Annotated in this window: 18 protein-coding genes; 9 read left to right on the forward strand and 9 right to left on the reverse strand. The window is 37.1% G+C overall.

Going from position 1 to position 21133, the window contains the following annotated elements; translation table 11 throughout:
* Positions 1 to 11: 11 nt before the first annotated feature.
* On the reverse strand, positions 12 to 584 hold the full coding sequence (locus EL259_RS04335) for a TetR/AcrR family transcriptional regulator (protein ID WP_126599353.1): 573 nt from the start codon (positions 582 to 584) through the stop codon (positions 12 to 14).
* Between the two features lie 225 nt (positions 585 to 809).
* Here EL259_RS04335 and EL259_RS04340 point away from each other — a divergent pair, with 225 nt between their 5' ends.
* Genes EL259_RS04340 through EL259_RS04355 form a run of 4 tightly spaced genes read left to right on the forward strand, consistent with a single transcriptional unit; the run spans position 810 to position 4334 of the window.
* Positions 810 to 1463, forward strand: coding sequence for a cell division ATP-binding protein FtsE (locus tag EL259_RS04340; protein WP_126599355.1), 654 nt, complete (start codon positions 810 to 812; stop codon positions 1461 to 1463).
* A 10-nt stretch (positions 1464 to 1473) separates the two neighbouring features.
* Positions 1474 to 2397: a permease-like cell division protein FtsX gene (locus EL259_RS04345; protein WP_126599356.1), complete on the forward strand. Its 924-nt coding sequence runs from the start codon at positions 1474 to 1476 to the stop codon at positions 2395 to 2397.
* A gap of 13 nt (positions 2398 to 2410) precedes the next feature.
* Positions 2411 to 3532, forward strand: a complete 1122-nt coding sequence (gene asd / locus EL259_RS04350; RefSeq protein WP_126599358.1) for an aspartate-semialdehyde dehydrogenase — start codon at positions 2411 to 2413, stop codon at positions 3530 to 3532.
* A gap of 31 nt (positions 3533 to 3563) precedes the next feature.
* Positions 3564 to 4334, forward strand: a complete 771-nt coding sequence (locus EL259_RS04355; protein WP_126599360.1) for an MlaA family lipoprotein — start codon at positions 3564 to 3566, stop codon at positions 4332 to 4334.
* A gap of 71 nt (positions 4335 to 4405) precedes the next feature.
* On the opposite strand, the gene EL259_RS04360 is transcribed toward EL259_RS04355, so the two are convergent.
* Both EL259_RS04360 and EL259_RS04365 read right to left on the reverse strand, forming a co-directional pair.
* The gene (locus EL259_RS04360) at positions 4406 to 5329 is read right to left on the reverse strand and encodes a 2-dehydropantoate 2-reductase (RefSeq protein ID WP_126599362.1); all 924 of its coding nucleotides are present in this window, start codon (positions 5327 to 5329) and stop codon (positions 4406 to 4408) included.
* 129 nt (positions 5330 to 5458) lie between these two features.
* The gene (locus tag EL259_RS04365; RefSeq protein ID WP_126599364.1) at positions 5459 to 6142 is read right to left on the reverse strand and encodes a 2,3-diphosphoglycerate-dependent phosphoglycerate mutase; all 684 of its coding nucleotides are present in this window, start codon (positions 6140 to 6142) and stop codon (positions 5459 to 5461) included.
* Between the two features lie 195 nt (positions 6143 to 6337).
* On the opposite strand from EL259_RS04365, the gene EL259_RS04370 reads away from it, so the two are divergent.
* Complete coding sequence (locus EL259_RS04370) at positions 6338 to 7471, forward strand: murein hydrolase activator EnvC family protein (RefSeq protein WP_126599366.1); 1134 nt, start codon at positions 6338 to 6340, stop codon at positions 7469 to 7471.
* A gap of 64 nt (positions 7472 to 7535) precedes the next feature.
* Here EL259_RS04370 and EL259_RS04375 read toward each other — a convergent pair whose 3' ends face one another.
* Entirely contained in the window at positions 7536 to 9584 is a 2049-nt protein-coding gene (locus EL259_RS04375) for an ExeM/NucH family extracellular endonuclease (RefSeq protein ID WP_126599368.1), read from the reverse strand.
* 229 nt (positions 9585 to 9813) lie between these two features.
* On the opposite strand from EL259_RS04375, the gene EL259_RS04380 reads away from it, so the two are divergent.
* Positions 9814 to 10893 carry a porin gene (locus tag EL259_RS04380; RefSeq protein WP_126599370.1) on the forward strand — a complete coding sequence of 360 codons (1080 nt, stop codon included), beginning with the start codon at positions 9814 to 9816 and terminating at the stop codon, positions 10891 to 10893.
* A 111-nt stretch (positions 10894 to 11004) separates the two neighbouring features.
* Here the strand turns inward: EL259_RS04380 and clpX are convergent, their stop codons facing one another.
* From clpX to EL259_RS04400, 4 genes are all read right to left on the reverse strand, one after another.
* Positions 11005 to 12270, reverse strand: a complete 1266-nt coding sequence (gene clpX, locus EL259_RS04385) for an ATP-dependent protease ATP-binding subunit ClpX (protein WP_126599372.1) — start codon at positions 12268 to 12270, stop codon at positions 11005 to 11007.
* 17 nt (positions 12271 to 12287) lie between these two features.
* The gene (clpP, locus tag EL259_RS04390) at positions 12288 to 12890 is read right to left on the reverse strand and encodes an ATP-dependent Clp endopeptidase proteolytic subunit ClpP (protein ID WP_126599374.1); all 603 of its coding nucleotides are present in this window, start codon (positions 12888 to 12890) and stop codon (positions 12288 to 12290) included.
* 98 nt (positions 12891 to 12988) lie between these two features.
* A complete protein-coding gene (gene tig / locus EL259_RS04395) occupies positions 12989 to 14284 on the reverse strand; it encodes a trigger factor (RefSeq protein ID WP_126599376.1) in 1296 nt (431 codons plus the stop codon).
* Between the two features lie 219 nt (positions 14285 to 14503).
* Positions 14504 to 15826, reverse strand: a complete 1323-nt coding sequence (locus tag EL259_RS04400; RefSeq protein ID WP_126599378.1) for a cation:proton antiporter — start codon at positions 15824 to 15826, stop codon at positions 14504 to 14506.
* 242 nt (positions 15827 to 16068) lie between these two features.
* Between EL259_RS04400 and EL259_RS04405 the strand changes: the two genes are divergently transcribed.
* The 3 genes from EL259_RS04405 (at position 16069) to EL259_RS04415 (ending at position 18636) form a co-directional block, all read left to right on the forward strand.
* Positions 16069 to 16941, forward strand: a complete 873-nt coding sequence (locus EL259_RS04405; protein WP_172594219.1) for an endonuclease/exonuclease/phosphatase family protein — start codon at positions 16069 to 16071, stop codon at positions 16939 to 16941.
* A gap of 150 nt (positions 16942 to 17091) precedes the next feature.
* Complete coding sequence (locus EL259_RS04410; protein WP_126599381.1) at positions 17092 to 17766, forward strand: HAD-IA family hydrolase; 675 nt, start codon at positions 17092 to 17094, stop codon at positions 17764 to 17766.
* A gap of 159 nt (positions 17767 to 17925) precedes the next feature.
* Complete coding sequence (locus tag EL259_RS04415) at positions 17926 to 18636, forward strand: YwiC-like family protein (protein WP_126599383.1); 711 nt, start codon at positions 17926 to 17928, stop codon at positions 18634 to 18636.
* 58 nt (positions 18637 to 18694) lie between these two features.
* Here EL259_RS04415 and EL259_RS04420 read toward each other — a convergent pair whose 3' ends face one another.
* Positions 18695 to 20941: a nitric-oxide reductase large subunit gene (locus EL259_RS04420; RefSeq protein ID WP_126599385.1), complete on the reverse strand. Its 2247-nt coding sequence runs from the start codon at positions 20939 to 20941 to the stop codon at positions 18695 to 18697.
* Positions 20942 to 21133 lie beyond the last annotated feature (192 nt).

A 21133-nucleotide genomic window follows, 5' to 3' on the forward strand; every position in this document is an offset into this window, starting at 1 on the left:
CAAAATAGAAGTTAACTGTTAGCTATAGCATTGTAGCTACAACTAATTACCGTTTTTTTTAGTTGCTCGTCAAAACTAAATTGAGATAAGAGGTTATCCAATGCTTGACGGATAACTGAACCAATACTTAGGTTCCATAGAACAGTTGTCGGCAGATTAACGATTTCTCCTGATTCGATCCCTTTTTTACAAAATTGGGCCCAAACACCTTGCTTACTTTTTTCTGCCATTTTGCAAAGCTCAGGTAGATGGGGTAAGGATTGGTATTGATTGTGATTTACAATAATACGTGGGTTATCCTGTAGAAAATTCCAAAGGTTATTCCACATTGTTTCGTATTGCTCAAATAATGAGAGATTTGGATTATAATTTCGTTTAAGTACCACTTGGAAAGTATCAAAAATATGTTGAGCAAGTTTTTTGAGGAGATCTTCCTTATTTTGAAAATAGAGATAGATTGTTCCTGCTGAAATTCCCGCTTCTTTGGCAATTTTCTGCATAGAAAGCCCTTGTAAACCATACTCAGCCATTAACATTTCCGTGGCATTGAAAATTTTTTCCACCATCGTAGGGTTAGACATCATATTTCCTTTTAAAATGAGGTTAAAATAACATTGAATGAACGTTCATTTATTTTATGAGTCTTTTTTTAAATTTTCAATTGATGAATTGAAAAAAAATTCGACTCTTTACGTATAAAAAGACAACTAAAATGGGGGAAAAGATTAGAATATCAGAGAATTGTTGCATTTTTTTTCCGCAAAAAATCTTTTATAATCGTAAAACTAATAAGAAAGAGGCAGATCAAGATGATTCGTTTTGAAGATGTGAGCAAAGTTTACTCTGGTGGGAAAAAGAGTGCCTTACAAGGAATTAATATTTTTCTTCCTAAAAATAGTTTAACGTATTTAATTGGACATTCTGGAGCGGGTAAGACAACGTTATTAAAGCTAATTATGGGATTAGAACGAGCTAACGGTGGTCGAATTTTTTTTGATAATCATGATATTACACGGCTCCCTGCTCGAGAAATGCCTTTTTTACGTCGTCAAATAGGTATGGTTCACCAAGAAGATAACCTGCTTTTACATAAAACTGTTTTAGAAAATGTAGAATTACCCCTTATTATTGCAGGGTTATCATTGAAACAAGCACAAGGCTATGCTCGAGCCGCACTAGAAAAGGTTGGTCTTAAAGGATATGAAAATTATTATCCTCGTTCTTTATCTGGCGGGGAGCGTCAGCGAGTTGATATTGCTAGAGCGATTGTTCATCGTCCCAAAATTTTATTGGCCGATGAACCAACGGGAAATTTAGATCAAAAATTATCTCGTGAAATTTTTAGTTTATTTGCGAATCTAAACCAAACAGGAATGACGGTGTTGATCGCTACGCATAATCTTGAAGTTTTAAGACAGCGTCCTTTCCGCTGTATCCATTTAAATCAAGGACATCTTGTCTGAGGAAAAAATTATGTCCAATCTTTCTTTGTGGGGGAGTCAACAGGCTTATGCATGGCGACAAACCCTTAATGAATTATGGCACGAAAAATGCTCAAGTTTGTTAATAATTATCGTTATTGCGATTACATTTAGTTTGCCAAGTTTAAGCTATGTATTGTGGAAAAATACGCAACATCTGGAACAGCAATTTCCGATACGTGGCGAAATGACTCTCTTTTTAAAAAAAGGGACAAATGAGCAAGTACGTAATCAATTATTAGATAAGTTGCACATGCAACCAAGCGTAGAAAAGGCTTTTTATTTATCGCCACAAATGAGCTTACAAAGTTTGAAACAACAAGGGCTAGAGGAAGCAGTAGGCTGGTTTACAGATAGTCAGCTTCCGTCAGCGATTGTTGTTCAACTTAAACAAAGTCAGCGAGATGTGAATAAAATTCAAATGTTGAGCGAGCAATTTGCGAAGTTACAAGGTGTAGAACAGGTCCAATTTGAGAAGGCTTTTCTGCAAAAAATTTCGGCACTATCAGCACTTTTTGCTAAAATTAGTACATTTTGTACTGTGCTGATGTTTATTTCCGTTGTGTTGATTATTTCTAACAGTATTCGTGCAGAAGTTTACAGTAGTAAGAAACAAATTGAAGTAATGCAGATTTTAGGTGCGACGAAAGGCTTTATTATGCGTCCATTCCTTTATCGAGGAATTTTATTTGTTGTATTTGGTAGCTTTTTAGGATGTTTATTAAGTTTCTTCTTACTTCGTGAATTTTCACAAGATGTTGCTGCTATTTCCGCATTATTTCATCAAAAATTTCAATTAATTAACTTAACATTAACGGATATTGCCACCTTTGTTTTAATTGGTGGTTTACTTGGGTATTTTAGTGCGAATTTTTCGACTTTACGTTATATCAAGCAATTAGAACGTGATAATTAAAAAAGGAATACGAATGAAAAAAGTTGGTTTTATCGGTTGGCGAGGTATGGTTGGATCTGTATTAATGGAGCGTATGCAACAAGAATCAGATTTTAGTCAGTTGACCCCTATTTTCTTTACGACTTCTCAAGTAGGGCAAGTTGCTCCTCAGTTTGATGGTACTAGCGTATCTCAACCATTACAAGATGCCTATGATTTAGATCTTTTAAGCCAACTCGATATTATTGTAACTTGTCAAGGTGGTGATTATACCCATGAAGTTTATCCTAAATTGAAGGAACGCAATTGGCAAGGATATTGGATTGACGCATCATCTGCATTGCGTATGGAAAAGGATGCAATAATTGTACTTGATCCAGTTAATCAGACCGTTATTGATCGTGCAATTCAGCAAGGTATTAAAACGTTTGTTGGTGGAAACTGTACAGTAAGTTTAATGCTTATGGCATTAGGTGGGCTTTTTGATAAAGGGCTGGTGGAATGGGTTTCCGTGGCTACTTATCAAGCCGCTTCAGGTGCAGGTGCGAAAAATATGCGTGAGCTTCTCCAGCAAATGGGCGTATTAGAAAACGTAGTTACAAATGAACTTAAAAATCCAGCTAGTGAAATTTTGTTTATTGAAAAGAAAGTAACTGAAACGATGCGCTCAGCAGAATTTCCAACGGAATATTTTGGCGCACCACTTGCAGGGAGTTTGATTCCATGGATTGATAAAGCTATGTCGAATGGACAAACCCGAGAAGAATGGAAAGGGATGGTCGAAACCAATAAGATTTTGGGAAATGAAGGGGAGCCCATTGCAGTTGATGGATATTGTGTTCGTATTGGTGCATTACGCTGCCATAGTCAGGCTTTTACCATTAAATTAAAAGAAAATATTTCATTAGCTCAAGTGGAAGAACTTTTGAGCCAACATAATCCTTGGGTAAAAGTGATTCCTAATCAGCGTGAAGCGACAATTAAGGAACTTACACCTGCAGCGGTTACTGGAACCTTAAATATTGCAGTTGGAAGATTACGGAAATTGGCAATGGGCGAACAATATCTAGGCGCATTTACCGTAGGCGATCAATTATTATGGGGAGCTGCAGAACCTGTACGCCGTATATTGATGCAACTAGCTACCGTTGCTTAGCGACAATTTAGTCCGATAAAGGAAAATTGAGATGAAAAAACAATTATCAAAAGCGGGTAAAGCCATGGTGGTGGCTGTGACAAGTGTATGTTTACTTAGTGCTTGTGCAACCATTGATCCTAAAACGGGAGAACGTAAGGATCCGTTGGAAAAATTTAACCGTGCAATGTGGAATATCAATTATAACTATTTGGATCCTTATATCCTCAAACCTGCGGCTGAAGGATGGAAAAATTATGTTCCTACGCCATTGCGTGTCGGGTTGGTTAATGTTGCAAATAACTTAGATGAACCTGCAAGTTTTGTGAACTACTTACTTGAAGGAAAACCAAAAATTGCAATGATACATTTTACACGTTTTTGGTTTAATACTATCTTTGGGATTGGTGGCTTAATTGATTGGGCGGATAAAATTCCAGGTTTAACCGTTTCTCAGGATACGGAAAGACGTTTTGGTGATACCTTAGGTGTGTATGGGGTAAAAACAGGACCTTATGTGATGTTGCCTGCTTATGGTCCAGCAACTCCTCGAGAAGATCTGGGTAATCTTGCTGACTATACATATCCAGTATTTTCATTACTCGAATGGCCTGCAGGGCTGGCAAAATATGTTGTTCAGGGTTTGGATAAACGCGCAGCGTTGTTAGGAAAAGGAAAATTATTAAAAGATTCTCAGGACCCTTATATTATGTTCCGTGAAGCCTATTTCCAGAATTTAAATTATCGTATTCATGGTGATAAAGCAGTAGCAAAACCAGAACCTCAACTTTCTCAAGCTGATCTTGACGAAATAGATGGTTAGCCGAGAAACATATCATTTATAGAAAGATCCTTTCTTACCTGTGGATAAGTTAGGATCTTTTTTTATGTATATTATTTAATGCCAAGGATTTGTTGTTTAGCTAATACAAGATCCGTGATCATCTGGCAGTAAGGGGTGGCAATATTCAACTGTTTACCCATTCTAGCAACTGCACCATTGATATAATTAATTTCAGTTGGGCGATGATTTTGGACTAAATCTTGGTACATAGAAGGATAATGATGTGCAGCTTTAACAGAAGTATCCATTACATATTTAGTAATTTCATCTTCATCTAACGCAATACCTTTAGCTTCACCAACCATTACAAACTCATGGATAATATTTTTGACCATTATTGGTGCTTCATCTGTCGCAAAGAATTGACCAATATTACATTCCAATAAAGCACAGGTTGGATTCATCGTACCGTTTACACAGGCTTTACGCCAAATATTAGGTAACACGTCATCATCGTAAATTGCATTAAGACCTGCACCATTTAAGATAGTAACAATTTGTTCTGCGTCGCCTTTTCCATTAGGATCGATACTTTGTAAATTGATGGTTCCTGTACCAGCTAAAATCGCTTTTCCTGGACCTTCTAAACCTGCCGTCCAAATTGTTACCCCCATAAGAATATCTTTTAACGGCACATATTGGCGGATAACATCTTCATGTCCCAAGCCATTTAAAAGGCATAGCACTTTAGTGCGCGGGCCAATAATTTGTTTAATTTCCTGCAACATGGTTGGGAGTTGCATAGCTTTAGTAAAAAGAATAATGAGATCGGCTTTTTGAGTGGCTTCAGTTGGATGCATGATAGGGATATGGACGGTATCTGTTTTATCGCCTGTAATTTCTAATCCTCTTGATTGAATGGCAGCGATATGTGCATCCCAGTTATCAAGTAAAATGACGTCTTGACCATTTTTAAGAAGTTGATAACCAAAACGGCAGCCCATTGCACCTGCGCCAGCAATATAAATTAACATTTTATTCTCCCTTTAAATATTACTGTTTGTTATTAGGATCATATAGCGAACTTATTGTTCGTACAATGTAGAAATGGGAAAAGAGATAAAAAAATCCCCTGTAGGATACAGGGGATCGGAGAATTTTTATTATAGGTAGAATTTACCTAAGAAGTTTAAATTATCATCTAGTTGTAAAACCAATGGTTGACCAGTAGGGATTTCAAAATCCATGATGTCAGCATCAGAAATACCAATGATATGTTTGGCTAACGCACGTAAAGAGTTACCGTGGGCAACAACAAGAACACGTTTTTTATCTAAAAGCGCAGGGGCAATTTGATCTTCCCAGAATGGTAATACACGTTCTAAGGTTACTTTTAAGTTTTCGCCATTAGGAATAACATCTGGAGAAAGGTGAGCATAACGACGATCGTTATGAGCAGAATTTGGATCTTGTGGGTCAAGCAATGGTGGAAGGGTATCATAAGAGCGACGCCAGATATGTACTTGATCTTCACCGTATTTTTCAGCAGTAGCTTTTTTATCTAGACCTTGTAAGGCACCATAGTGACGTTCATTTAAGCGCCAAGTTTTGATTTGTGGAATCCAAAGTTGATGAGATTCTTCTAAAACAATATTACAAGTTTTAATAGCACGAGTTAAAACAGAGGTGAAAGCAATATCAAATTCATAACCTGCTTCTTGTAATTTTTTACCTGCAGCTTTTGCTTCTTCAACGCCACGTTCTGTTAAATTTACATCACGCCAACCAGTAAATAAATTTTTCGCATTCCATTCGCTAAAACCGTGACGAATAAATACTAATTCCATAATAGACTCCTCTATATAATAAAAGTTAATCAGAAACTGCTCGCCATTATAGCGAAAAATATTAACTGGTGCGATGTTTGTGTGTAAAAAATATCAGAGCGTTATCATAAAAAAATAATGTGATTCTGGAGATAAATTGTTAAGAAAATACCAAAATCCTGTTATATTTTGAGCAAAAATAAAAAAGGACAAAAAATGAGAAAAAATTATTTATGGTGGTTGGCATTGTGTTTACCGATGATGGGGCAAGCGAGTGAATTGAGTAATTTACAGACACAGATCGCTAAACAACAAGATAAAGTACGGCTTCAGGAACAAACACAAAAAAGTTTACAACAAGAAGTCAAAGATTTTCATAAAACATTGCAAGCATTGACGGGACAAGTTGAGGATCTGAAAGAATCTTTGCAGAAAACACAGCAACGACAAAAAGATCTTCAACTTAAACAACAAAAATTAAAGGTAACCTTTTCACAGCAAAAAGATCAGTTACAAGATATTGTTACAACGATCTATAAAGCAAAATTAGATCCCTCTTTTTTAGAAGAGTTGTTATCGGATCCCAATAAACATACTGAAATTTTAAAAAATTATTTTACTTATCTTTATCAGCAGAAAGCGAAGTTATTGAGTTCTCTGGAGAGTACGCAGCATCTTCTACTAGGACAGCAACAACAACTTTTAGATCAAACGAATGCAATAAATCAGCAGAAAAATGATTTACAAAAAGCATTAGATCAGAAAAAGGAAACTGAAAAGAATTACCAAGATAGCTTGTCTAAATTACGTCGGCAATTGAGTCAAGAACGCCGTAAATTAATGCAATTGCGAGCTAATGAAAAAGCATTACGTGACAAAATTGCTGAAGCTGAACGTCAAGCTGCTGCTCAAGTGCTACAAGCACAACAGAAAGCATTGTTAGCGAAAGCGCAGAAAGGATTAGGGCGTCCTCATCATCAGTATGCTTATCCTGTTCAAAGTCTTGGTATTTTGCATCAATTTGGTACCAGCCAGTTGGAAGAATTACGTTGGCGTGGCGTTGTTTTTAAAGCTAATCGTGGTGCGCCAGTTAGGGCCATTTATACGGGACAAGTTATTTTTGCGGGCAAATTGTCTGGTTATGGGCTAATGGTTATTTTAAAACACGGTAAGAATGACTTAACGCTTTACGGCTATAACCAAGCACTGTTAGTGAAAACAGGTGATGTCGTGTCAACGGGGCAAGAAATTGCTAAGGTAGGTACTATTAGCGGACAAGAACAAGCGGGGCTTTACTTTGAAATTTCACGCTATGGTGAAGGTGTCAATCCGCTTTCTTTCTTAAAATAATGAAAAACGCCTCAATTTTCAAAAAATTTTATGAAAATTGAGGCAGAGCTTACACTAGAGGAAATTAAATTTTATGCGTATCTAAATCAATGATAGCGGGATCATGATCAGAGGCACGGTAAATATCATGATGGCGGATAGAGCAGATACCATGGCTACAATTATGTTTATCGCTATATTCAAATAAGGTTGATTCACCTGCATTGATATTCCATTCATGTGCATCAATAACAGCCCGTTTAAGAGGCGGAGAGATTAAAATATAATCTAACGTTCCAATATGATTGTTATAAGCAAAACTATAAGATTCAGGATGTAATTGACGAATAATATTAATGTAGCCGAAAGAATGGTTAATCACTTTTCCGTCTTTACCATAAAGCGGTGTGCCTGTTGCTTTATTGCCACCGATATATGTGTAACCAGCGGCTTTAGTAACATGGTTGGTTAAATGGTTACGGTTGGTAAGAACAATAAGAGGATCTTCATTTGCATAGGAATTTAGATCGCCTAAGATAATTTTATTACCCTTGATTTGAGCGAGCGCCGTCCCTAGTCGTTCAGCTGCTGCAACACGTAAATTTTCGCAGGCACCTTGTTGGTCTAAATCAAGTTTCTTACCTGTATTGACATCTTCCCAGCAAACTGAACCTTTTGATTTAAAATGATTAACAGCAACGGTAATTATTTTATCTGTACCATTAATGCGGAAAGTTGGAGCGATGGTATCACGTTGGTGTACGCTACCATAGAAAGTCTTATTGCGGTTTTTATCCATGTAATGCACGGTTGGCGCATGCTGTTCTGGCATTTTTATAATATGGTAATCTTCTAGTGTGACTTTATTTTTCTTATAAATTACCTGTGTGGTAATTGCATCACTACCGATAGATTTTTCACCATTTTTAGGTGTGAAGTAAGTATAGTGATCCGCAGGGTTTTTAATCTTGCTATTGATGCGATTTACGAGATCTGCTACTGCAGATTTTTTATCGAAACCATTATTTTCAATTTCCATTAACCCGACAATATCCGCATGCATGTGTGCAATCGCCGTTGCAATTTTATCGCTTTGTAATTTAAATTCTTTTTCAGATTGTGCCCCACGATTTTGACCGAGAGGATTACGTGATTCATCATATGGCGGGTTGAAATAATTTAAGACATTAAAACTTGCAATGCGTAAGTTACCGCCTCTTTTCATTGGTGGTTTAGGGGAGCGATCATTGATATGAACAAAAGTATTTTGATTAGCTTTGTTAGTTACATAGAGGCGATATTGACCATAAGAATACCCAATAACCCCCTCAAGTCCATCAACTAAATCATTGATACGAATATAATGATTTGAACTGCCATTCCCATTCCCATTCCCTAAACCGAAGTCAGGATACCAAAGAATTTGTCCATTTGGGGCACGTTTGAAAGACTCAACCACAAGGGTACCATCATTGGCATTCCATTGTGGACGAATGTGAGGTGCTTCGGTTTGATTAGGATGCATGAGAGCATATTTATAGGATAACACGAGATTATTGCGGTGACTTGCATAATCAAAACCATAATTACGGGTAACATGTAAGTTACTCACTTTAGCAATTTTTACACGCATTCCTTCCACACGTTCTAACGCATCATTAAAGTTTTGGTTATTCAAATCAAGAACAACAGGGGCGGGAAGTGGCTGTTGAGTTTTTAACACATCAACTTTGGCAACAGACGTAAGTTGTGTCCAATGATAATGTTCTGTAACTTTCGCCGTTACTTTAACTAAATCCCCGACTTTTACATTTTTAATATCCGCTGTGTTAACGAAAATACCATCGGATGTTTGGGGATTGTTATCGCTAGCGGCTTGAATAAAAAAGCCTCGTGGTAAATCTCGGCCAAGATCTTTGTCTTGAATTGCTGTGACAATACCTTCGACATTGTAGTAATCGTTAGAAGTGAACTGTTTATTGGCAACATCAATACCTACGACAGGAGAATAGTTACCACTACCTTGTAATTGCTGAATTGTTGTATCAATAGGATGAGAGGGTTGAATTAATTGACTACAGCCACTGGTAAGGAGAATCTCACCGATGAGTAGAGAGAGAATAGATTTCTTCATAATGACTCCGTAACGAGAAAAATCAAAAAATCAGGTTAAAAAATAAACATAAATAAAATAAAAATACTAGTACGCCAAAGTTTAACTTATGTGAAAGTCTACCTTAAAAAATAGATAAAAAGTGTGATGATGTTCACAAAATAGCAAAAAATGTTTTGAAAAATGAACTACTTGCTTATAAGTTGGTCGCGAAATCTTCATTTAGTAAAAAATATAAAAGGTAGATTGTATGAAAAAAACTCTCATTACATTAGCTATTGCAACATTGACGGTCAATGCGGCAAATGCCGCAGTGCTTTATCAAAAAGATGGTTCTAAAGTAACTCTTTATGGTTCTGCACGTATCTTATTAGCGAAACAACAAGATGCACGGACCGATCTTTTAAATGATCAATCTCGATTCTGGTTAAACTTCAGTCAAGAAATTGATGATGATTATTCTGCTTTTGCAGCAATGCAACTTCGCCCACAAACAAAATATGATGATAATTTTAGTAGTGGATTTTATACTCATCGCCTTTATGCAGGAATTAAAAACAAAAATTGGGGAAAAATTTCTTTTGGTAACCAAAGTACCATTGGTAATCGTCTAAAAGTTGCTGATTTCACGTATAAATTTGGTGGTGTAACAGCGGCAGGCGTGGCATCACCAGGGATTGATAAAGATGGGCGTTTAGGTACTTACCGTACTTATGGTCGTACACAATATGGTTTAAAAACCAGTGCGAAAAAAGATCTCCATGTTGAAACAGTAGAGTGGAATGGTTTCACTTTTGGTGCGGACTATAGCTTTGCGCAGGACGCTTCTGAATATACAACTAATCAATTTGGTCGTACTGTCGCAAATACGAATCTTTATGGTTGGCAAACGGGTATTCTTTTCTTCAAAAAAATTAATGATATTCGTTTAAAAGCAAATGTAGTATATGGTTTTAATAAGCCAAAATATTATCAAACAACTCGTAGTATTGGTGGTGCATTAGGCTTTGGTATTGGTCCTTTTGATTTCGGTGTTGACTATCTCCATGATCGCAATCGTTACCAACGTGATTCAGCACATGATTCTCAAACCGCATGGCAATTAGGCGCACGTTATTACGTGACTTATCCGTGGAGTATCTATACGGCATATCGCCAAACGAAATTTACCGATAATGTGAAAAATAAAGGGTTTGCGTTAGGTACCGATTATCGTTGGACTCGTTATGTGAAAACTTTCTTAGAATATGCGACTAATAAAGCGCATGGTGATACACAATATACTAAACGTCAAAACGGTTACTATGCAGGTTTGCGTGTTGATTTTTAAGTTAAAGCACGTTAAATACTTAACGATTTAAATAAAATACGCCCCAATTTTCGCATAAATTTTTACGAAAATCGGGGCGTGATTTATTATTTAAACGATAAAGTGAACTGTTTATTTATAAGTTAAAACAGGGGCTTTATCTTCAGTGATGCATTCTTCAGTAATGGTTACTTTAGCGAGATTTTCCAATGATGGTAAGTCATACATGGTATCAAGCAATAAGCCTTCCATAATAGAACGCAGACCGCGAGCACCCGTTTTACGAGCAAGGGCTTTTTTCGCAATTGCGATCAATGCCGCATCGGTAAATTCAAGCTCAACATCTTCTAAACCAAATAATGCTTGATATTGTTTAGTTAATGCATTTTTCGGTTCAGTGAGAATCGCGATTAACGCTTTTTCATCTAATTCATTAAGTGGAGCAATTACTGGTAAACGACCAATAAATTCAGGAATTAAACCAAATTTCATTAAATCATCAGGCTCAATTTGGCTGAATAATTCGCTTAAACTTAATTTATTTTCTTCAGTTTTTACGTCTGCATTAAAACCAATACCGTTTCCGCCTTTGTTAATACGTTTTTCAACGATCTTATCTAGACCAGCAAACGCACCACCGCAAATAAAGAGGATATTTGACGTATCAAGTTGAATCATCTCTTGGCGAGGATGTTTACGTCCACCTTGTGGTGGGATATTTGCAACCGTACCTTCTACTAATTTAAGTAAAGCTTGTTGCACCCCTTCACCGGATACATCACGGGTGATAGATGGATTTTCAGATTTACGGGTAATTTTATCGATTTCATCGATATAAATAATCCCTTTTTCTGCTTTTTCGGTATCATAATCACAGCTTTGAAGAAGTTTCTGTAGTACGTTTTCAACGTCTTCACCAACATAGCCTGCCTCGGTTAATGTTGTCGCATCTGCCATCGCAAAAGGAACATCTAACATACGAGAAAGGGTTTGGGCGAGTAACGTTTTACCGCTACCAGTTGGACCGATTAATAAAATATTACTTTTACCTAGTTCAACATCACTAATATTTTTGCGTGATTGTAAACGTTTATAGTGATTATAAACCGCAACGGAAAGGACTTTTTTCGCATAGTCTTGACCGATGACATAATCATCTAAATTTTCACGGATTTCATGCGGTGTTGGTAATTTTTTAGGCTCCAAGGTTTCGACTTTTTCATCCCCATTGGTTTCCCAATCATCACCACGACCCTCAGCACGTTCTTCTACGAGAATTTCGTGACAAGCGTCAATACATTCGTTACAGATATAGCCATTTTTTCCAGCGATGATTTTAGCTACTTCATCTTCACTTCTTCCGCAGAAGGAACAAGTTACATCATCTTTTTTACTCATCACTTATCCTTAAACTTTTATTTTGTTGTTTTTTCGTCATCACGAGTTACAAGCACTTCATCAACAAGACCGTAGGCTTTTGCTTGTTCGGCTGACATAAAATTATCACGATCGGTATCTTTTTCGATAGTCGCAATATCTTGACCTGTATGGAAAGCTAAGCGTTCATTCAATGTTTGTTTAATTTTTAAAATTTCTTGTGCATGAATTTGAATATCACTTGCTTGACCACGGAAACCACCAAGCGGTTGGTGGATCATAACGCGTGCGTTCGGTAACGCAAAACGTTTACCTTTAGCCCCACCTGCTAAAAGGAATGCGCCCATTGAGCAAGCTTGACCTAAACACACAGTACGAACATCAGGTTTGATAAATTGCATGGTGTCATAAATCGCCATACCCGCAGTTACAGAGCCACCTGGTGAATTAATATAAATACTGATGTCTTTATTCGGATCTTCGGCTTCAAGGAAAAGGAGCTGAGCCACAATGAGGTTTGCCATTGGATCAGCGACTTCGCCACTTAGAAAAATAACACGTTCTTTTAATAAACGTGAATAAATATCGTAAGAACGTTCGCCACGAGACGTTTGTTCTACAACCATAGGAATAACACTCATAGTTTCCTCTTTTAAAATTTAAAAATTGTAGATAGTAAAAATGCGGTCATTTTGTAACAAAACAACCGCACTTTCTTTATTTTTTTAGCAAAAAACGATTAAGCTTTTGGTGCCATTAATTCGTCAAATGACATTGCTTTTTCAGATACTTTTGCTTTTTCAAGTAATGCATCGATTGCTTGTTCTTCTAAAACAACGTTGCGTAAGTTGTTCATTAACTCAGCGTTGCCTTTGTAGTATTCAACAACTTCTGCTGGTTTTTCGTATGCAGATGCCATATCTTCAAGCATTGCAATTACACGAGCTTCATCAGCAACAAGTTTGTTTTCAGCCATTAATGCACCAAGTAATAAACCTACTTGAACACGACGTTTTGCTTCACCTTGGAATAATTCTGCTGGTAATTGAGCAGCTTGTTCTTTTGGCATACCGTAGCGTTGTGCTGCTTGGTTGCGTAATGCTTCAGTTTCTAATTCAACAGCTGATGCTGGAACGTCGATTTCGTTTGCTTTTAATAAGCCTTCTAATGCTTGTGCTTTAACACGTGCTTTAACTGCATTGTTTAATTCACGTTGCATATTTTTAACGATTTCAGCACGAAGGTCAGCTACAGTTTTAGTGGTTGGACCAAATTTAGAAACGAATTCATCAGTTAATTCTGGTAATTCCATTTCTTCAACTTTTTTCAAGTTGATTGCGAATACCGCTTTTTTACCTTTAAGGTTTTCTGCTTGGTAATCTTCTGGGAAAGTGACTTCGATATCGAATTTTTCGCCCGCTTTGTGACCAACGATACCTTCTTCAAAACCAGGAATCATACGACCTTGACCCATTAATAAAATGAAGTCTTCAGCTTTTCCGCCTTGGAATTCTTCACCGTCGATAGAGCCAGTGAAATCGATAGTTACACGGTCGTCAGCTTTTGCTGCACGATCAACTTCTTTCCAAGTTGCTTGTTGTTTACGAAGAACATCGATCATTTTTTCGATGTCTGCATCAGTAATTTCAACAACTGGTTTTTCAACTTCGATAGTATCTAAACCTTTTAATTCAACTTCTGGGTAAACTTCAAAAGTTGCTGTAAATTCAACGTCTTTACCTTCTTCCATTTTTTCAACGTTGAAAGTAGGGCGACCAGCTAGGTTCACTTTTTCTTTCATCATTTCTTCAAAGAAAGCACGTTGTAATAATTCACCTAATACTTCTTGACGTACAGATGCACCGTACATTTTTTCTACCATTGCTGGTGGAACTTTACCTTTACGGAAACCATCTACTTTTGCATTTTTTGCAACACGTTTTAATTCTTCACGAACAGCTTTTTCAAAAGTTTCAGCAGGTACAGTAAGTTGTACGCGGCGTTCTAAACCTTGGGTTGTTTCGATAGATGACATTAGATTACCTCAAATTAATTGGATTCGGTCCTGCCGAATATTAGTCACATCTTATAAAGATCTTAGATTATAACGGGCATCATGGCTTACGTCTATAAAATGCACGGGAAAGCAATGATATTAGTATTAAAATTGAGCAGAAAATAACAGAAACTTAATTGGGAAGCAACTCGCCGCCTAAAAAATCAAAAGACGGCGAGATTTTCCGAAAAAATTATATTAATTTGTACGATATTTTTTACCGTTTAAATTAACGTAACCTCGTTCCGCAAGTGTAGATTCTTTTGATTTACGGATCATGGTTTCAATGGTTGTACCTTGTACCAAAATAGCGAATAACACGACAGCGTACGTCATAATTACGAGCAAGTCGTGTAGGTCCATGCCGATACTTTTAATAAAAATTTGATCGCTCGGAATGGATAATGCCATTGCAAGGGATAAACCACCACGTAAACCACCCCAAGTCAGAATGCGGAGAGTATAAGGATTATAAACCGTTGTACGGCGGAACCAAATGAAAGGTAAATAAACGCTAAAATAACGACACATTAAACAAATCGGGATAGCGCAAAGTGCAAGAGTAACACCTTGTGAAGTGAAATCAACGAGAAGCATTGCAAAACCGATTAAAAGGAAAAGTAATGAATTAAGGAAGTGATCTACCATTTCCCAGAAATGTTCAAAGTTGCGTTGGTTTTCTTCTTGAATACTAGTTTCTTTAGACCAGTTACCAATAATGATCCCAGAAACAACCATAGACAATGCACCGGATACTTCAAGCATATTTGCAAGCATATATCCTGCGGTCGGAATGGTTAAGGTTAGAAGAGTTTGCGTACTTGCGTCGTTAGTATTTTTAATAAATAAATGAACGACGAATCCTAAAATTGCCCCGTAAATAATACCGCCGATGGCTTCTTTGAGGAATAGCATGCTGATACCGCTCACAGTAGGTTCTTGACCACCGAAAGCGACAGCAAAAATCGTTGTAAAAATAACAAGCCCAACCCCATCATTAAATAATGACTCACCTTCAACTTTCATTGACAATTTTTGCGGTGCTTTTAAATTTTTGATGATTGCAAGAACGGCAATCGGGTCGGTAGGGGAAACCACTGCGCCGAAAAGGAAACAGTAAACCAGGTTAATGTGCCAACCTAAAAGTGATGCAATTCCATATAAAACAAAGCCCACAAATAGCGTAGATGCTAATGTAGAAAAAAGTGAAAGTGCGGTAATTTCACGCCATTGTGTTTTCATTAGGGGAAGACGAATGCTTAATGCACCCGCAAAGAGCAAAAATCCGAGGACGCCATCAATTAAAAAAGTTTTAAAATCAATGGATTCCATCATCTGTTTTGCAACAAGATCAATTTTAAAGAAACCAAAGTGACCCAAAAAAATCAGCCCTAAAGAACACAGCATAGACGTTGCTGTTACGGCAATAGTGTATTGCGCTTTTGCACTAATCTTTTTCGTAACGAAACCGATTAAAATGGAAAAAGCGGAAAGAAAGCAAAGATGCATATAAACTGTCATGAGTTCTATTCCTTATTATAAAAATTAACAAATCTGCTCATTTTTTATAACGATAGAACATAATAAAAAATCAACAGATTCCTTTTCTCTGTAGGAGTTGCCTCAGGCAGTACATCTAATGATTTATTATCTTTCTTTTCTTATTTATTAATTTATTGTTTATCAATCTTAAAAGATTGGTTGCTAAGTATAAGTAAAATGATAAACTTTTCCAAAGTATATTTTTTATTTATTTTGCGATTGTGAGAAAAATCCGAAAGTACATTATTTTATTCTGTTTTATAATAAGTACGCTGTTTCTTTATATAGGTCATAACATCATGATTTATGTACAACCGAAAATCACATTTATTTCTCCTCATGCCGCGCCGAAGCCGTTTGTCGCACACCCGATGTTGCAATGTTTTAAGCAAGAGCAGAGCGTGCCACGTATTCTTCAAAATCGTGTTAAATTGGTCGTTTGGAACTTGCATAAAGGTGAAGATGCGGGCTGGGAACAAGCATTGAGTCATTACGCAAAAAATAAAGATTTTATTTTGCTTCAAGAAGCAAGTCATATCATTGAAACGCAAACGCATTTACCACAAGATTTCCCATCACGCCTTTATGTTTCCTCATTTGCCTACCGTGGTAAGGAATCGGGCGTAGCAATGCTAAGCCGTTATATTCCACAAATTTATTGTGTCGGAACTGGAAAAGAACCGTGGATTCGCATTCCCAAGGTCGGCATGGCAATGTTATTTCCCTTGCAAGATGGCAGTTCTTTGTTGATGATTAATATTCATCTTGTTAATTTTGAATTGAATACCACATATTACAAACAGCAAATTAATCAGATGTTTGATCTTATCAAACACCATACTGGTCCAGTCATTTTTGGTGGTGATTTGAATGCGTGGAGTAAAGCACGTTATCAGTTTTTAAAAACCTTAGCGCAAAAATATCAACTCCAAGAGGTGCATTTTAATCCAGACTATCGCCTACGATTTATGCGCAAACCACTCGATTTTGTGTTTATTCGAGGTTTGCAAGTCATCTCCGCTACAACAGATAAAACTGATAGCTCCGATCATAATCCCTTATTACTCGACTTAGAGTTTCTTCCTCAAGAATAATGCATAAATTTTTCTGAAAAACAGGGCGTATTTATAATTATTTATATATTTTTTTATATTAAGATTATTTTTGGTTGAAAAAAAACAGCAAATGGTAGATTTTTGTCCGTTCTTCAATAATGAAGAATATCATAAAAATGATGGAGTTATATGATGAATAAAAATGAAAAAATTGTAATGGAAGTCGATGCCGTTTTATTTGATATGGATGGTACTTTAATTGACTCAAGCGCCGCTTGTGCCAGAATTTGGGGGCGATGGGCGGATCATTATGGCTTAGATAAAGAAAGTGTTATTCATCAATCGCATGGGCGCAGACCAGAGGATACCGCTCGTAGCGTTTTGGGTAATGAGGCGGATATTGCAAAAGCGGTCGAACTTTTTACAGTAGAAGAAGCAAAAGAAACGGATGTAAAAACCATTCCAGGCGCACGGGAATTATTGCATAGCTTACCAGAAGATAAATGGGCGATTGTGACTTCATCTACCGAAAATATTGCTCGTGAACGTTTGCGATATTGCCATCTTCCATTACCTAACGCATTGATTACTGCTGAAAAAGTTAAAAATGGTAAACCCGATCCTGAAGGCTATTTAATGGCGGCTAAATCACTTAATGCCGATATCAAAAATTGTGTCGTCATTGAAGATGCGCCAGGTGGACTTGAAGCAGGGCATAATGCGGGCGCCAAAGTGATTGCTCTAGCGACTACTTACTCGGCAGATAAGTTTCCAAAAGAGATTGTTGTCAAAGATCTCACCGCTATTCATTCATCGATTAACAATGGCAAGATTATTTTAAGTTTTATGCCAATAGATAAATAGACCTACAAAAAGAGCGGATTTTTCTTAAAAATTCGCTCTATTTTTATGCGGTTTACTGTATTAGAATGCGTTAAGTAAAATATCAAATACTATTTTAGTATCCACGTTAATAAAAGAGCCTTGCTGTTCTTCATTAATCTCGTAAGAAAGGAGCATTCTATGAAAAAGTTACTGATATCAAATCAATACGGTGCATGGGTTATGGCATTAATGCCATTTTTGTATGGGATGTGGTTAGCCCCCTTTACCTGGCAATCGTGTTTTTTATTAGCGGGGTGGATCGCATTGTATCTGGCAGTGTATCCTTTTTTATCGATTTTTAAAGGGCGAAATCAAGAGTTTTATAAAGTTTGGACAGCGATTTACGCCAGCATAAGTTTTCTCCTTTTTCTGCCTGCTTTTTTCTATAACTGGGAAATCATTTTATTTGGTGTGGCGACTATTCCGTTTATCCTAGTCAATATTTATTATGTTAATGCCCGTGATGAACGTGCGCTTAGCAATGACTTCGCAGGTATTGCTATCTTTGAAATCATTGGTGCAGGTGCGTATTATTTTACAGCTCATACCTTCGATCAAAATATGTTACATCTCGTTGTCTATACGACCTTGATGCTGATTAGTATTGTTTTCTATGTGAAAACAATGATGCGTGAACGTAAGAATAAATTTTATCTTTATACCAGCTACATTATACATCTTATTATTTTAATTTACTTTTTCAGTCAATCTTGGATGCTCGGCGTGGCATTCTTTCCTGCTTACCTTCGAGCTTATTTCTTTCCAAAACGTAAACTTAGCGTTCAACAAGTGGGGACAATTGAATTTGCTATTTCACTCTGGTTCTTCTGCTGGTTACTAGCGTATTAATCAATTATATGAAAATAAAAAAGGCGCAATTTACTGCGCCTTTTGTTTTATCAAAATCTTATGCTTTTACATTTTTACGGTTGAGTAACGCAAGGGTAACTTGCATAAAGAAAGCAAATGCACCGAGAATAAATACGGTATCGCCCACGATACGGAACCAACGTAAGAATTGTAAGAAACCTTGTTGCATAAAGCCTTCGCTACGTGCATACCATAAACCGTGGCTGATACTTGCCGCAGCTTGGTAAATACCGATTGGTAAAAGGCTGGTTAAAATCATTAATACAATACCAAGGTTTAAGCACCAGAAACCAAATTTCATCCATTTTGGATTTAATTCTGCGTCTGGACGAATATAACGTAATACCGCCAATGCAAAACCAAGTGCTAAGAAACCATACACACCGAATAATGCTGCGTGAGCGTGAACGGCTGTCGTATTAAGACCTTGGATATAATAAAGTGAAATTGGCGGATTGATTAAGAAACCAAAGACACCTGCGCCAAGCATATTCCAGAAGGCGACAGCAACGAAACAGTAAATTGCCCAAGTTAATTTACCTGCCCAAGGTGTTGCTGTTTTAAGTTTCCAGTTATCGTAAGCTTCATAGCCCATGATAATCAATGGCACAACTTCTAAAGCACTGAATGTCGCACCGATAGCAATGATCGGAGTTGTTGTACCTGAGAAGTATAAGTGGTGCAATGTACCTGGCACGCCACCGATAGCGAAAAGAATCGCAGAAACTAAGGTACCAACGGTTGCAGTACGTTTATCTAATAAACCAAGTGATGTAAAGATAAAGGCGATAGCTGCGGTTGCAAAGATTTCAAAGAAACCTTCTACCCAAAGGTGAACTACCCACCAACGCCAGTATTCCATTACAGAAAGGCTAGTATGTTGACCGTAGAATAAACCTGGACCATAGAATAAGCCCACCGCAACGAATGACGCAGTGAAAATTGCTAAAAGGTTTTTATCGCCATTTTGTTTGAAACCGCCAATAACGGCACGAAGCATGAGATAAAGCCATAGCAAGAAACCAATAAAGAGTAGAATTTGCCAGAAACGACCTAAATCTAAATATTCATAACCTTGGATACCGAACCAGTAAGTTAAAGTACCTGGTTGTGGATTTGCGATCGCAAAGTAGTTACCGAGATAAGAACCAATTACCACAATTAACAAAGCAATGAATAATGCATTCACACCCAATTTTTGATATTTTGGATCTTTACCGCCATTGACGACAGGCGCTAAGAATAAGCCTCCAGCAAGGAAAGCAGTCGCAATCCAGAAAAGCGCAGATTGGATATGCCAAGTACGTAATAAGCTATATGGGAAATATGGCGATAAATCAATACCATAGAAACCTTGTCCTTCAACCGTATAGTGTGCGACCACACCACCGATAATAATTTGTGCCATAAAGAGGGCAACGACAAGGAAAACATATTTACCTAATGCTTTTTGGGATGGGGTTAGAGCAAGTCCTGCAATCACATCAGTGTCAGGGGGTGTCACTTTGTCTTCTTGGTGATTGCGTAAGAATGCCCAACCCCAAATGAGGAAGCCAATACCCACTAATAAAAGCACAACGCATGCAATAGACCACATAATATTTTCAGTGGTTGGTACGTTATTAATAAGTGGTTCATGAGGCCAGTTATTGGTATAAGTTGCGTCTGTTCCAGGACGATCTGTTGCTGCTGCCCAAGATGTCCAGAAGAAGAAATCATTTAAATGCGCACGATCAGTTGCATTTGGAAGGGTATTATTCTTCATCGCAAAATCAGAGCGAGTTTTTACCATGCTCGGATCATCGCCATAAAGGGCAGAATAATATTTTCCCGCTTCAGCAATTGCTTCAACACGAGTTGGAGAAAGTACAACTTTACCGTCTGCTTGCATATTGTCGTGACGGTATTCATGTTGTAATTCCACTTTCAATTCATCCTGTTGCAATGAAGTTAAATCAGCATACGGTTTTTGGAATTCCGCTTTTGCTTTAATATTTAACCATGCCATCGCTTCACGATGTAACCAATCCGCTGTCCAGTCAGGTGCTTGATAAGCCCCATGACCCCAAACAGTCCCAATCTCCATACCACCAGTAGACTGCCAAGCATCTTGACCTTGCATAATTTCATCGTGAGAAATAATTGTATTGCCCGCCTCATCCACAAACGCTGTCGGAACAGGCGGCACATTACGATATACTTCTACCCCAGCAAAGCCTAATAATGTAAAAGTCGCTGTTAGGGTAATAATTAAAATCACCCACAGCGCTTTATAATTTTTCATGTAATACCTCCAAAAAAATGATTTAAACAAATCCTTGGAATTTTAATCCTTACTAATCTAGTCGGGATTGATAAATATCAATATCGCCTAAAAAATAAGATAAAATTCACTCAAATAATAACAATATTTAATTATTAGAGGGTATATTAACTAGATGAGAATTAAAGGAAATGAAAGTACATGTTATTTTTT

The organism is Actinobacillus delphinicola, assembly GCF_900638385.1.
In the GTDB taxonomy this organism is placed as follows: domain Bacteria; phylum Pseudomonadota; class Gammaproteobacteria; order Enterobacterales; family Pasteurellaceae; genus Actinobacillus_C; species Actinobacillus_C delphinicola.

What these genes read in the sequence shown, in the direction of transcription:
- EL259_RS04335 (WP_126599353.1), bottom strand. Translation starts at nt 584, where the DNA reads ATGATGTCTAACCCTACGATGGTGGAAAAAATTTTCAATGCCACGGAA.
- EL259_RS04340 (WP_126599355.1), top strand. Translation starts at nt 810, where the DNA reads ATGATTCGTTTTGAAGATGTGAGCAAAGTTTACTCTGGTGGGAAAAAG.
- EL259_RS04345 (WP_126599356.1), top strand. Translation starts at nt 1,474, where the DNA reads ATGTCCAATCTTTCTTTGTGGGGGAGTCAACAGGCTTATGCATGGCGA.
- asd (WP_126599358.1), top strand. Translation starts at nt 2,411, where the DNA reads ATGAAAAAAGTTGGTTTTATCGGTTGGCGAGGTATGGTTGGATCTGTA.
- EL259_RS04355 (WP_126599360.1), top strand. Translation starts at nt 3,564, where the DNA reads ATGAAAAAACAATTATCAAAAGCGGGTAAAGCCATGGTGGTGGCTGTG.
- EL259_RS04360 (WP_126599362.1), bottom strand. Translation starts at nt 5,329, where the DNA reads ATGTTAATTTATATTGCTGGCGCAGGTGCAATGGGCTGCCGTTTTGGT.
- EL259_RS04365 (WP_126599364.1), bottom strand. Translation starts at nt 6,142, where the DNA reads ATGGAATTAGTATTTATTCGTCACGGTTTTAGCGAATGGAATGCGAAA.
- EL259_RS04370 (WP_126599366.1), top strand. Translation starts at nt 6,338, where the DNA reads ATGAGAAAAAATTATTTATGGTGGTTGGCATTGTGTTTACCGATGATG.
- EL259_RS04375 (WP_126599368.1), bottom strand. Translation starts at nt 9,584, where the DNA reads ATGAAGAAATCTATTCTCTCTCTACTCATCGGTGAGATTCTCCTTACC.
- EL259_RS04380 (WP_126599370.1), top strand. Translation starts at nt 9,814, where the DNA reads ATGAAAAAAACTCTCATTACATTAGCTATTGCAACATTGACGGTCAAT.
- clpX (WP_126599372.1), bottom strand. Translation starts at nt 12,270, where the DNA reads ATGAGTAAAAAAGATGATGTAACTTGTTCCTTCTGCGGAAGAAGTGAA.
- clpP (WP_126599374.1), bottom strand. Translation starts at nt 12,890, where the DNA reads ATGAGTGTTATTCCTATGGTTGTAGAACAAACGTCTCGTGGCGAACGT.
- tig (WP_126599376.1), bottom strand. Translation starts at nt 14,284, where the DNA reads ATGTCATCTATCGAAACAACCCAAGGTTTAGAACGCCGCGTACAACTT.
- EL259_RS04400 (WP_126599378.1), bottom strand. Translation starts at nt 15,826, where the DNA reads ATGACAGTTTATATGCATCTTTGCTTTCTTTCCGCTTTTTCCATTTTA.
- EL259_RS04410 (WP_126599381.1), top strand. Translation starts at nt 17,092, where the DNA reads ATGATGAATAAAAATGAAAAAATTGTAATGGAAGTCGATGCCGTTTTA.
- EL259_RS04415 (WP_126599383.1), top strand. Translation starts at nt 17,926, where the DNA reads ATGAAAAAGTTACTGATATCAAATCAATACGGTGCATGGGTTATGGCA.
- EL259_RS04420 (WP_126599385.1), bottom strand. Translation starts at nt 20,941, where the DNA reads ATGAAAAATTATAAAGCGCTGTGGGTGATTTTAATTATTACCCTAACA.